This window comes from Maribacter sp. HS (genome assembly GCF_048059195.1).
In the GTDB taxonomy this organism is placed as follows: domain Bacteria; phylum Bacteroidota; class Bacteroidia; order Flavobacteriales; family Flavobacteriaceae; genus Maribacter; species Maribacter dokdonensis.
The window spans coordinates 326,482-339,206 of sequence record NZ_JAYLVV010000005.1 but is presented as its reverse complement, the minus strand read 5'-3'; the positions used below and the strand labels follow the sequence as shown (position 1 = coordinate 339,206).

The following is a 12,725-nucleotide window of genomic DNA, read 5'->3' as shown; positions in this document are numbered from 1 at the left end:
TTCATAATTATAGTACTTTACTTTTCACCATCATCCATAATCAAAAACCATAATGAAACATTTTTATCTTTCTATCTTAATAGTTTTAACCCTATCCTTTTCAATACAAGCCCAAGTAGAAAGTACCCTAGTAGACATTGGCGGCTACCAAATGCATTTCAACATTATAAAAGGAAAAGGAACTCCAATTCTTTTTGAGGCGGGTGCAGGTAATGATGGTTCTGTCTGGGACAACATTTTAGAAAAAATCCATAAAGTTACGGGTACAACATTGATTACTTATGACCGCTCTGGTTTTGGACAAAGTGAATTAAATCCAAACTTGAAAAACGATTCGGATTTTGGAATAAAAAATGGAATTAAAGAACTGGAAACAGGTCTTTCAAAGTTGGGGTACGATGATGAAATCATTTTAGTTTCCCACTCGTATGGTGGACTGTACAATTTGCTCTATGCAAACAAACATCCTAAAAAAGTAAAATCCGTGGTCTTAATTGATGTAACGCTTAACAATTTTTGGAATGATGAATTATTGAAAATGAGAGATAACAATGTTGATATTAGTACAATACCTAAACCTTCAGGAGACTATTTTTTGAATGCCAATTACAATGAAACCATGCGATATGCAAGAAATATAGATTTCCCAAAAAGTATACCATTACTAAATATTTTTCCTGAAAACTCTTTACCAGGTTTACCTGAGGCACTTTCCACTAGATGGAGAAAACTTCACGAAGAACTTGACGACAATAAGGAAAATGTTACAAACATTATCGCCAAAGGAAGTGGTCATGCTGTATTTCAAGATAACCCCTCTTTAGTCATCAATGCAATTATAAAAGCTTATTCAAAAACACTAGACGAAAGGCAACAAAATGAGCTATTACAAAGGACGTTAGATAATGCTATAGAATTATCTATTGAAACTAAGTTGAACAATCGTTCAGAGCAAGATTTGAACACATTGGGATATACATTTTTAGGAAACGAAGAATTAGATAAGGCTTTAGAAGTTTTCAAATTAACTACAATTTTATTTCCAGATAGTTCTAATGCATATGATAGTTATGGAGAAGCGTTATTAAATGCAAATAGAAAAGCTGAAGCAATTGAAATGTATGAAAAATCGATAGAATTGAATCCAGAAAATGAAAATGGAAAAAAGGTATTGCTTCAATTAAAACAAAAATAATTTGAAGAAAAGTATGCAAAAAAGGGAAGAGCTAAATTAAGGAATCAATAAATAGCGTTTACCGGTCGCCAATTTTAATAATTGTTTTTTAGTATTTCAGAATACTTGATTAACTCCCAATAAACTTTACTTCTAGTCTATTCTTTTTCATTGAATTATTGGTCTTCAATTTCACATTATAGCTTTTAGCCTTTATATGGTATTTCGCAGATTTTCTAATTTGATATCGCAGAATTAAAAAACTTTGAAATCCAAAGGACAACTCTTAAATCTAAATAATCATAAAAATGAAATAGATAGTTTAGTTAAATTTATACTATGGATAAAATAGCGATATTATACCAAGCCCAATTACCGCCTATTAAAGAAGGTATTCAAAAACCAATGAAACTAGGAGGCTATGCAGATAGCGGAGCGGATATAGCTTTTGCATTATTAAAAAATCAATATCATGTAATTACACCTGTAGAACATCCAAATGAAAATATTGACAAGGATTGGGTTTTTCCAGACACAGAAGATGGTATTAAAAATGCATTGAATAAAGGAGCAAAAATCTTTTGGCTGAATACGGTGCTCTATAACCATCATAACATAGAAAAATTTTATAACGAAGATCTTTATATTGTAGGGCAAACACCATCCTTAGTAGATACTTTTGATGATAAAATGTATACCAATTATATTTTAGCTACCAACAATATACCTATCCCTAAAAATCAACTCATTACCAATGAAGATTACAATAACCTTTCATTGGACTTAAAATTTCCTTTGGTATTAAAACCGATAAGAGGAAGAGGAAGTCAAGGTGTAACGAAAATCAATAACCACAAAGATCTTTTAGATAGGTTAAATGCTATGTTTTCAAACAATACCTATGGCACCGCTGTTTACATTGAAGAATTTTTAGTTGGAAAGGAAATAACAATTACCGTAATGCCAAAAGGGAATTACATGGTAAATGGCAAAGAATTGTTTTATGATAGACCATGGTGCTTACCTGCAGTAGAAAGATATAATCATGATAATGGTATTGCCCCTTATAATGGAACAGTAGCTGTTATGGAAAACAGTAAAGTACTAAGTGATACAGAGTTACAGAGTAATGAAATTCTAGAAGTTTATGAACATTGCGTTAAATCTGCGGAGATAATAGATATTAAAGCTCCCATTAGAATAGATTGCAGATCTAACAGTACAGGAAAATATTATTTATTTGACCTTAATATGAAACCGAATATGACCGGCCCCTCAAGGTCCCACAGAAATAACCAAGATAGTTTATCGTTACTATCTGCAAGAAAAATAGGATGGAATTATATTGATCTTTTGAGCAACATCCTGAACCAAAAATGGAACACGTTATCTATAGATAAGTAAACAACAAGCACTTTAAAATGAAAAGTCACAAATACGAAATAAAAGTTGAGTGGACAGGTAACGAGGGAAAGGGAACTTTAAACTATACCTCTTACAATCGTAATCACGAAATTAAATCCGTTGGTAAATATGATGCAATTCATGGGTCTTCTGACCCATCATTTTTGGGCGACAAATCAAAATATAACCCAGAAGATCTTTTTCTGTCTTCAATAACAGCATGTCATATGCTATGGTATTTACATTTATGTTCCGTACATAAAATTATAGTAACTGCATATGAAGATAATGCTACGGGTATAATGGCAGAAGATAATAACGGTAGCGGAAGGTTTACAGAAGTTACCCTTAACCCTACCGTTAGAATTTCGGATAAAAACAGAATGCAAGAAGCTAAAGAATTACATGAAGAAGCTAATAAAATGTGTTTTATTGCCAATTCTTGCAACTTTGAAATTAAACATAAACCTAATATTATTTCAGATTAAGACCCATAGAAAATGTATGTACACCGTATTATACATTTATAAAACATAGACTATAAAAGTAAAGATAAGTCTATAACACCAGAACACTACTGCCCCATCATACCAATTTACAATACCACCTTCCTTTTTGTATCCTTTGTTTTCAACAGAAAATCAAAAATCTTAATTTTAGATTAAATATTTTACCAATCGTTCGGTAATTAAAAAATAATATTACATTTGTACCATGAGACCACAAAAGGTATTGGACATAGAAATATTAACAGGGTTAACTAAAGTCTTTAGATCAAGAGGCTATGAAGGTGCTAGTTTAAAGGAATTATCAGAAGCTACCGGTCTTAAAAAAGCTAGTTTATATCATAGGTTTCCTAACGGCAAGCAAGAAATGGCAGATGCTGTATTGCAACACTTAGAAGATTGGGTTACCAACAATGTCTTTAATACACTATTGGACACCAACCTTGATCCATCTACTAGATTAAAAGAAGGCTTATCCGCAATTAGAACTTTATATGATGGTGGTAAAAACATCTGCATTTTTCGTGCACTTTCTATGCAAGCCGGCATTGAACTATTTGAAGAGCAGATCAACCAAGGAATGACCGCATACCTTTCTGCCTTTAAAGAAATAGGCATTGCCTTAAAATTAACTCCAGAAGCAGCAGAAGAAAAGGCCTTGCAAGTATTGATAGAAATACAAGGAAGCTTAATTGTAACCAAGGGCTTAGGAGATATCAGCATTTTTGACAAAACCCTACAAAACATTGAAAACAAGTATCTAAACCCATAAAAAAATTTAACATTACACTTTACCGAATGTTCGGTAATAAATTCTTTAACTATGAAAAAGTACCCATTACCCCCTTTTACAGAAGAAACAGCAAAACAAAAAGTGCAATTGGCAGAGGATGCCTGGAACAGCAAAGACCCTATAAAGGTTTCCATGGCTTATACCATTGACACCGAGTGGCGCAATAGAAGCCAGTTCATTAATGGTAGAAATGAAGTGCAACAATTTTTAAAACACAAATGGACCAATGAACAAAACTACAAGCTAAAAAAAGAGCTATGGAGCTATCATGGCAACCGAATAGCCGTAAGATTTGAATATGAATATCAAAATCAAGAAGGACAATGGTATCGTGCTTACGGTAATGAAAACTGGGAATTTGACGAAAATGGATTAATGCAAAAAAGATATGCAAGTATTAATGATTTAACAATTAAAGAAAACGAAAGAACATTATAAATGAAAACAATTAACCTTATATGCATCTTGGCATTGACCATAACAACATCATGTCAACAACAAAACACCACACAAAAAAACAAAGAATCTTTAATCATACAAAACACAAAAACAATGAACACGATACAGTATAAAAAAGAAAATGTAAAGGGAGTAAACATTGCCTATAGAGAGGCTGGTGATCCAAGTAACCCCACCATTGTATTATTACATGGTTTTCCTTCTTCATCGCACCAATATAGAAAAGTCTTAAATCAACTTTCTAATGAGTTTCATTTAATAGCACCGGATTATCCTGGTTTTGGAAACAGTGATTTCCCTTCTCAGAATGATTATCAATATACATTTGACCATATAGCTGAAACAATCAATTCTTTTTTAGAATCTAAAGCTATTCATAAATATGCTATTATGATTCAAGACTATGGTGCCCCAATTGGATTTAGAATAGCAACCGCACATCCGGATAGAATAACTGCAATTGTCAATCAAAACGGAAATGCCTACGAAGAAGGTCTAGGACAAGCTTGGAAAACTACTAAGGAATTTTGGTCCAATAGAAACAAGGAAACCGAAAAGGCCTTATTACCATCTTTTTCTTTGGAAGGGTTAGAATGGCAGTACACGCACGGCACTAGAAACCCAGAAAACGTGAATCCGGACACTTGGCATTTAGATTTCTTAAGACTGTCTAGACCAAATGCACATGCCGTAAACCTAGATCTGTTTTATGATTATCAAAATAATGTAAAACTATACCCTAAATGGCAACAGTATTTACGCGATAACCAACCTCCACTATTGATCGTATGGGGTAAAAATGATGCTTTCTTTCCTGAAAGTGGTGCCCAAGCCTTTAAAAAAGATGTAAAAAATATAGACTACAACATTTATGATACCGGACACTTTGCACTGGAAGAAGACGGCAATGACATCATAGAGAAAATGAGGTCATTCTTAAATAAAAACGTACGATAAATAATATCGGTTTACAAAACAAAGCGGCTATGGGTTATACCCTAGCCACTTTTGTTTTTAATATATCTTAACGAAATGTATTTTTTCTTTAAAAATTTAGCCATTAAATTAACCTACAATATTATGGGTCAAGAAAGAAAACATCCCCTTAAGTTATTAACTTAACCTTACAAAAGTCAGTTGCATTTAGCTTGCATCCTTCTTAGATCAGTAGTAACCTTTAAATAAAACAACATGAAAATTTTAATAATAGGAGGCAACGGAACTATTGGCAAAACCGTAGTTTCTCACTTTAAAAATGATAATGAAGTTATTATTGCTGGCCGTACAACCGGTGATTTCACAGTAGATATTGCAGACAGCAGCTCCATTTCATCCATGTTTGAAAAAACAGGAAAATTAGACGCCATCATCTGTATTGCCGGAGAGGCAAAATGGGACAATTTCAACAACCTAACGGAAGAAGATTATTATATAGGTTTAAGAAGCAAACTAATGGGGCAAGTAAATTTGGTTCGCATAGGACAACATTATTTAAACAAAAAAGGCTCCATCACGTTAACTACCGGTATTTTAGCCGATGATCCCGTAGTAAAAACCACTAGTGCAGCTATGGTAAACGGTGGTATTCATAGCTTTGTACAGGCAGTTGCCCTTGAAATGGAAAATGAGATCAGAGTAAATGTGGTATCGTCTGGTATGGTAGAAAATGCCTATGAGAAGTATAAAGACTATTTTCCGGGGCACAACCCCATTCCTATGCCTAAAGTAGTAAATGGTTATGTACGTAGTGTAAAAGGAAAAGGAAACGGGGAAGTTATACGCTTGTATGATTAATAATGACTTCTTAAAACAAATTATCAACTGTTTTTCTATTTTTAATTGTGAAGAATAAAATTGATTTTATCCAAAAGTGGGAATACCCACAAGTTGTAGAGGTTTGGGAAGCTTCCGTCAGAGCTACACATCATTTTTTAAATGAAGAGGATATCCAGTATTTTAAACCTTTGATCTTAAACACCTATTTAGATGCCGTAAACCTTCGTGCCTATAGAAACCATGAAAAGGAAATCATTGCTTTTCTAGGTGTTGACCAAAGTAATCTTGAAATGTTGTTCGTACATCCAGATTATAGAGGCCAAGGTATTGGGGCATTGTTATTACAATATGCCATTAAAGACTTGAAAATAGACAAAGTAGATGTAAATGAACAGAATGAACAAGCTGTAGGTTTTTACGAACATTATCAATTTAAAACACAAAGCAGGTCAGAGTTGGATGCTACCGGTAAACCCTACCCTATTTTACATATGCAGTTAGAAAAATTTGGTACATAATTTAAAAGCTTTTGACGTTCAGAAGGTTAATAAAATAACTAACTTTAGAAAAGAACTTTCTTAAGTATCAAAAAAACAAAAACCTTTAAATCATGAACAAACTTCTAGCTATAGTACTACTTGGCGGTCTAGTAATATCTTGTAATACTTCAAATAAAAACAAAGGGACTTCTAATGACAATTCAACCGAGACTACCGATGAAATTGCGGATAAAAAATCAAATTTAAAATCTATTGAAAGCGATCAAGATTTAATTGCTACGGCATTAATGGCGGCACCAAAAGATAGTAGGGAAAATACTAAAGTTATCGGTTACAATATGGCAGGTGAATTTGTTACTCTAAAGGAAGGTGACAGCGAGTATATTGTACTTGCAGACGACCCAAAGAAAGACGGTTTCAATGCCGCATGTTATCATAAAGACCTAGAACCTTTTATGGCACGGGGAAGAACCTTACGTAACGAAGGCAAATCTTCAGATGAAATTTTTGCCATACGCGAAGCAGAAGTAAAATCTGGTAAAATAAAAATAACTCCCGGTTCTACTTTACACATTTATTACGGTCCAAATACAACCTTTGATCCTGAAACATCACAAGTTGAAGGTGCTAAACTACGTTACGTTATTTATACTCCTTTTGCCACACCTAAATCGATCGGTTTGCCGGAGACACCCTCAGCTCCAAATCACCCTTGGATCATGGACCCTGGTACCCACAGGGCACATATTATGATTTCTCCGTTAGAAAATAAAGTAGAATAATACCATTGCACGTCTAGTAGCGTTTAAGTGATATGACCAAACGAATACTAAGTTACCTTGGTTGGCTTGTTGTTGCTATACTTTTAGGGTTATTCCATATGCGCATAGTTTTAGGACCAGCACCAGAATCAGACCATACTAAATTCTCGTTGTCAAGTATGGTATATGAATGGGCATTGGTACAGGTTGGCACAATCATTGGCTGTATTATTGCCGTTATATTTATTTTGCTCGATGTTGTATTTCTAAATAACAAACTTAAAGGTAATAGTAATTCAGTACTTTTTAAATTTCTGATTATTTCTATAATTGCTGTTATTGTTGGGGTTACCCATTATGTTTTAGAGGAAGTTGTCAATGTTATTTAGATAAGCAGAGGTATAGATATTACTACAAACTATATCTTAGCAATATGAATACAATTGATATTAGGACAGTAGATGTTGTTCAATATTTGCAACCCTTACGGGAAGGAGGCTCTATGCCGGCCATTGTAAAAGCAAATGATGATTTTTTGTATGTACTGAAATTTAGAGGGTCAGGCCAAGGAAAAAAATCGCTCATTGCAGAATTTATTGGCGGAGAATTGGCACGTGCCATAGGTTTAAAAGTACCTGAACTGGTATTTATGAATTTAGAGGACTCCTTTAGACAAACAGAGCCAGATGAAGAAATTCAAGATTTATTAAAGTTTAGTGTTGGGTTAAATCTTGGATTGCATTTTTTATCTGGCGCCATTACTTTTGATCCATTAATTTCTAAGGCAGATGCATTAACAGCATCTAAGGTAGTAGTATTGGATAGCTTGATCAGCAATATAGATCGAACGGCAAAAAATGCAAATCTCTTATTTTGGCACAATGAGTTATGGGTCATAGACAATGGTGCCAGTTTCTATTTTCATCATAATTGGGATACCTGGGAAAACCATTTATCAAGAACCTTCCCGTTCATAAAAGATCATGTACTATTACAACAGGCCACTGCCCTACCAAAAGCTGCTACAGAAATTAAAAAATTCATAACACCGGAAAAGATTACCGAAATTGTAACCAACATTCCTGAAGACTGGTTAACTAGCGAGTCTGACGTTTTGAATGCGGATGAAAAGAGAGCTGCCTATATTCAATTTATAAACACTAAACTATCAATGATAGATGTATTAGCAAAAGAAGCCGAAGATGCAAGATAGACATACATTTAAGTTTGCCATAGTTAGAATAGTGCCCAAGGTAGAAAGAGAAGAGTTCTTTAATGTTGGGGTGATTTTATTCTGTAAACGAACAAAATTTTTAGATATTAAATATCATATCGACAAGAAAAAATTAAAAGCTTTTTCTCCAGAAATAGAATACGAGATATTAAACGAATATTTAAAGGCATGGAAGCTGATATGTGAGGGTAAAGAAGCAGGCGGACCCATAGGTAAATTAGAACTACCAGATCGATTTGGATGGTTAACAGCTTGCAGAAGCACCGTTATACAAAGCTCCACCACCCGGTCAGGACTAAGTACAGATCCTGAAAAAGAACTTGAAGATATTTTTAATACCTATGTTCTTTAAGCAATCCGTTTATCTTATTATATCAAAGTGCCAACCTAAATTAATGCCTGATCTATTTGAAAACAATAGCTATAGCAAACAACAAAAATAAATATCAAGTTTTATAAGTAAGTTTATTACATTAAACGGACTTACATATCTTAAAAAAGGAAATCAAAACTATTACGCTATGGAATCATCTAAACTTAAAACTATTATTCAAGGAATTCCAAAAGCGGAACTCCATCTACATTTAGAGGGTAGTTTTGAGCCAGAATTGATGTTCGAGATTGCAAAGAGAAACAACATCAACTTACCCTACGATTCCATTGAGTCTGTAAAAGAAGCATACAGATTCAATAACTTACAAGAGTTTTTAGATATCTATTATGCCGGTGCACAAGTATTGTTGCACGAGCAAGATTTCTTTGATCTTACATGGGCATATTTAACCAAAGTTCATAGTGAAAATGTAAAACATGCAGAAGTATTTTTTGACCCCCAGACCCATACAGAACGTGGAGTAGCCTTTGATGTGGTCATCAATGGAATTCATCGAGCCTTAGAAAAGGGAAAAAACGAACTAAATATTTCTTACAAACTCATAATGAGCTATTTGCGTCATTTAACTGAAGATGCTGCCTTTAACACGCTAGAATCTTCTATTCCTTTTAAAGAAATTATAGATGGTGTTGGTTTAGATTCTTCGGAAATGGGAAATCCGCCAAGTAAGTTTAAAAAAGTGTTTAAAGCATCTGCAGAACATGGATTCAAATTAGTGGCACATGCAGGTGAAGAAGGTCCTGCAGAATATATCTGGGAAGCTTTGGATATTTTAAATGTAGAACGGATTGACCATGGTAATCGTTGTCTTAGCGATACTAAATTAGTTGAAAGATTGGTAAATGATAAAATTGCGTTGACCCTATGCCCTACCAGTAATGTTGCCTTAAAAGTAATTCAGAAGATGGATGAGCATCCAGTTGCCAAAATGTTGGACAAGGGGATTCTTGCGACCATCCACTCAGATGATCCTGCGTATTTTGGTGGATATATGAACGAGAACTACTACCAGACCGCAAAAGCGCTGAATTTGAGTTTGGAACAAATAGAACAATTGGCCATTAATGCATTTGAAGCCAGTTGGCTAAGTAAGGCATCTAAGGAAAGACATATTACTCAGGTAAAAGAGTATTTTAAATCTCTTTAATCCGCAAGGGGAATAAATATATCAAAAACAGCACCGTTACCAAGAGAGCTCTCTACCCTTATCTGTCCGCTATGGGTAGTTACAATTCTCTTTACAATTGCCAGCCCAATACCGGTACCTTGATATTCTTCATCACTATGTAAGCGTTGAAAAATTTCAAAGACCTTGTTTTCATATTTTTGATCGAACCCAATACCATTATCAGATATTAAAATACGAGAATATTGTCGGTCTTCGTTTAAATTAAGTTCCGGGTAATCCGTTCCGTTAACCACCGAGCCATGTACTTTTATAGTTGGTTTGATTTCATTTTTTGAAAACTTTATGGCATTGGTAAACAAATTAAAAAGCAATTGTTTAAACTGTACAGGTCTCACTGTAATTGGACAGTCTTTTTGAACTCTGAGCAAAGTTTTATGTTCTTTTAATTCTTCACTCAAAATATCCTTTACATCTAAAACCAGATTTTTTAATGAAACAGTGGTCAAGCTATTATCAATAGATTCCGTTGCTCCATATGCCATTAAATCTTGAATTAGATTACGCATACGACCGGCGGACAAGTCTATTCTTTCTAATTTATGCTTTCCCGCTTCCGATAAATTGTTGAATTCGGTATCACTGATCTGAGAAATGAACATTTGAATTTTGCGCAACGGTTCTTGAAGGTCATGGCTACAAATATGATTGAACGACTCTAGATCATTGATCATCAACTCAAGCTTAATCGTTTTTATTTCAAGTTGATTGGTTCGTTGAAACACCTTACGCTCTAGTTTTTTAGAGAATTTTTTCAGCTTTTTATGCGCACGTTCCAATTCTAACTTATTCTTTCTAAGCTCCAACAAATTAATAACCTGCTCAGATAAAATGTTCAGAGATTCTTTTTGGCTTTGCGTAAGTTTTCTAGGTTTATTATCAATAACACATAAAGTACCTAGAGGTAATCCGTTAGCATTCTTTAATGGAATACCTGCATAGAAAACAATGTTAGGATCACCTGTAACCAAAGGATTATTTTGAAAACGGCTATCTTCTCTTGCATCTTCCGTAGTAAATATTGGTTCATCACTAGTTATAGCATGGGCACAAAATGCATCTTCAATTGGTGTTTCAGAGGTTTCTAAACCAAAGTGAGATTTAAACCATTGTCGCTTATCATCAAGTAAAGTGATCAAAGATATTGGGGTCTGACAAATTTCTGCTGCAAGTTGGGTTAGGTTATCATAATCTTTTTCAGGCAAGGTATCTAAAATTGAATATGAATCAAGAAGAGCTAATCTTTCTTTTTCCTTAGGATGGATCTTGGCTTTCGTCATTGTTTTTATAAGAGCGGTAGTTTTTAAGGCAACAAATATAAGGAGCCCATTACCTTAAAAACCTAAATATAATATAATCTTACGAAAATCCACTAGGTAAAAATCCATCAAAGAGATGAATGCCCCCTTTCAATTTACTGAAATTTTATGGCAAATAAATGACATGTTTAATGAGCGTTAAAAATATATCTTTTTGATTATGATGTATAATAATGGTAATGAGAAAAGTAATCTCCAAGACCTATAAAGCAGTCTTACAAATAATCTATTGCTTTACAAAAAGAATTATTTTAAAAGAATCTTGGAGTGAGAATATTTTTGTAATTAGTCAAAAATTCAAACCTTAAAAAAATCTCAAAAGATCCGTCGTTGAATGAAGTACTCCCTAGTTCTGTAATTTCACGATCATAAGCAAGTCCGAACATTAGTTTTTCATTCAATTGAAAACCAACTAGTGCACTTAGTGCGGCATCCCATCTGTAAGCTGCCCCTAACGAAAATGTATCGTTCAACAATACTGTAGCAGAGAGATCTGCTTGTAGAGGTGCGCCTTCTACAGCTTTAAAAAGTAATGCTGGTTTTAATTTTAAATCTGGGTTTACCTCAAAAACGTAACCTGTAATCAGGTACAAGTTCATACGTTCTTGTGCTATATAGGAATTACTGTTCCCAGAAGAATCAAAGTGTTCTGTTTCCAGAAAATTAGGTATTGAAAGACCAGCATAAAATTGTTCCGTATGGTAATACACCCCCGCACCAAAATTTGGTGAAAACTTCTTGTCTATGTTCGTTTGACCTAACGCTGCGGTAGACGGGTCATAATTTCTTAACTTATTAAAATCAATATTTAAAAAATGCCCACCAGCTTTTAATCCAAAAGACAATTTTCTATTTTCAGAAGTAGGTATGGTATAGGAAAAAACGGCATCAAAATAAGTATCTTGGTTGGTACCATTACCTATTTCATCGTTTACGATGGAAAGACCCAGCCCTACCCTTTCAGAAATAGGACTATGTACATTGAGTGTTTGGGTTGTTGGGGCTCCATCTAAACCCACCCATTGTGAACGGTGCAAAGCAGCAATACTAAGAACACCTCTTGAACCAGCATAGCCAGGGTTCACCGCTACCGTATTATACATATACTGGGTATACTGCGCATCTTGTTGAGCATTAATGGTACAAAAAGAGGCGAGAAATATTAAGAAAATTATAAGTTGATTCTTCATAATTAATTTTACTGTTTTAATAGTTCTTT

The 12,725-nt window shown here is 34.0% G+C and carries 15 protein-coding genes; 13 read left to right on the top strand and 2 right to left on the bottom strand.

Translation table 11 applies throughout. The features are described from left to right. The first annotated feature begins 52 nt into the window (after nt 1-52). From VBZ51_RS14335 to VBZ51_RS14275, 13 genes are all read left to right on the top strand, one after another. Complete coding sequence (locus VBZ51_RS14335; protein WP_416577371.1) at nt 53-1,195, top strand: alpha/beta fold hydrolase; 1,143 nt, start codon at nt 53-55, stop codon at nt 1,193-1,195. Nucleotides 1,196-1,513: 318 nt separating this feature from the next. Continuing rightward, entirely contained in the window at nt 1,514-2,578 is a 1,065-nt protein-coding gene (locus tag VBZ51_RS14330; protein ID WP_416577370.1) for a carboxylate--amine ligase, read from the top strand. 17 nt (nt 2,579-2,595) lie between these two features. Further along, entirely contained in the window at nt 2,596-3,066 is a 471-nt protein-coding gene (locus VBZ51_RS14325) for an OsmC family protein (RefSeq protein ID WP_416577369.1), read from the top strand. 226 nt (nt 3,067-3,292) lie between these two features. Further along, entirely contained in the window at nt 3,293-3,856 is a 564-nt protein-coding gene (locus VBZ51_RS14320) for a TetR/AcrR family transcriptional regulator (RefSeq protein WP_416577368.1), read from the top strand. 51 nt (nt 3,857-3,907) lie between these two features. Next, on the top strand, nt 3,908-4,315 hold the full coding sequence (locus tag VBZ51_RS14315) for a DUF1348 family protein (protein ID WP_416577367.1): 408 nt from the start codon (nt 3,908-3,910) through the stop codon (nt 4,313-4,315). Between the two features lie 114 nt (nt 4,316-4,429). Beyond that, nucleotides 4,430-5,293 carry an alpha/beta fold hydrolase gene (locus VBZ51_RS14310; RefSeq protein ID WP_416577366.1) on the top strand — a complete coding sequence of 288 codons (864 nt, stop codon included), beginning with the start codon at nt 4,430-4,432 and terminating at the stop codon, nt 5,291-5,293. 234 nt (nt 5,294-5,527) lie between these two features. Further along, complete coding sequence (locus tag VBZ51_RS14305) at nt 5,528-6,130, top strand: short chain dehydrogenase (protein ID WP_416577365.1); 603 nt, start codon at nt 5,528-5,530, stop codon at nt 6,128-6,130. Nucleotides 6,131-6,177: 47 nt separating this feature from the next. Then, entirely contained in the window at nt 6,178-6,630 is a 453-nt protein-coding gene (locus VBZ51_RS14300; protein ID WP_416577364.1) for a GNAT family N-acetyltransferase, read from the top strand. 92 nt (nt 6,631-6,722) lie between these two features. Further along, on the top strand, nt 6,723-7,394 hold the full coding sequence (locus VBZ51_RS14295) for a hypothetical protein (protein ID WP_416577363.1): 672 nt from the start codon (nt 6,723-6,725) through the stop codon (nt 7,392-7,394). A 32-nt stretch (nt 7,395-7,426) separates the two neighbouring features. Continuing rightward, complete coding sequence (locus tag VBZ51_RS14290) at nt 7,427-7,762, top strand: hypothetical protein (protein WP_416577362.1); 336 nt, start codon at nt 7,427-7,429, stop codon at nt 7,760-7,762. A gap of 44 nt (nt 7,763-7,806) precedes the next feature. After that, nucleotides 7,807-8,586 (top strand): HipA family kinase, encoded by a 780-nt coding sequence (locus tag VBZ51_RS14285; protein WP_416577361.1) that lies wholly within the window; start codon nt 7,807-7,809, stop codon nt 8,584-8,586. After that, nucleotides 8,576-8,959 (top strand): DUF3037 domain-containing protein, encoded by a 384-nt coding sequence (locus VBZ51_RS14280; RefSeq protein ID WP_416577360.1) that lies wholly within the window; start codon nt 8,576-8,578, stop codon nt 8,957-8,959. The genes VBZ51_RS14285 and VBZ51_RS14280 overlap by 11 nt, the downstream gene beginning before the upstream one ends. Before the next feature lie 169 nt (nt 8,960-9,128). Continuing rightward, on the top strand, nt 9,129-10,148 hold the full coding sequence (locus tag VBZ51_RS14275; RefSeq protein WP_416577359.1) for an adenosine deaminase: 1,020 nt from the start codon (nt 9,129-9,131) through the stop codon (nt 10,146-10,148). Here VBZ51_RS14275 and VBZ51_RS14270 read toward each other — a convergent pair. Both VBZ51_RS14270 and VBZ51_RS14265 read right to left on the bottom strand, forming a co-directional pair. Then, complete coding sequence (locus tag VBZ51_RS14270; protein WP_416577358.1) at nt 10,145-11,467, bottom strand: ATP-binding protein; 1,323 nt, start codon at nt 11,465-11,467, stop codon at nt 10,145-10,147. The two genes, VBZ51_RS14275 and VBZ51_RS14270, sit on opposite strands and share 4 nt — an antisense overlap. A 290-nt stretch (nt 11,468-11,757) precedes the next feature. Next, a complete protein-coding gene (locus VBZ51_RS14265; RefSeq protein ID WP_416577357.1) occupies nt 11,758-12,696 on the bottom strand; it encodes a type IX secretion system membrane protein PorP/SprF in 939 nt (312 codons plus the stop codon). Nucleotides 12,697-12,725 lie beyond the last annotated feature (29 nt).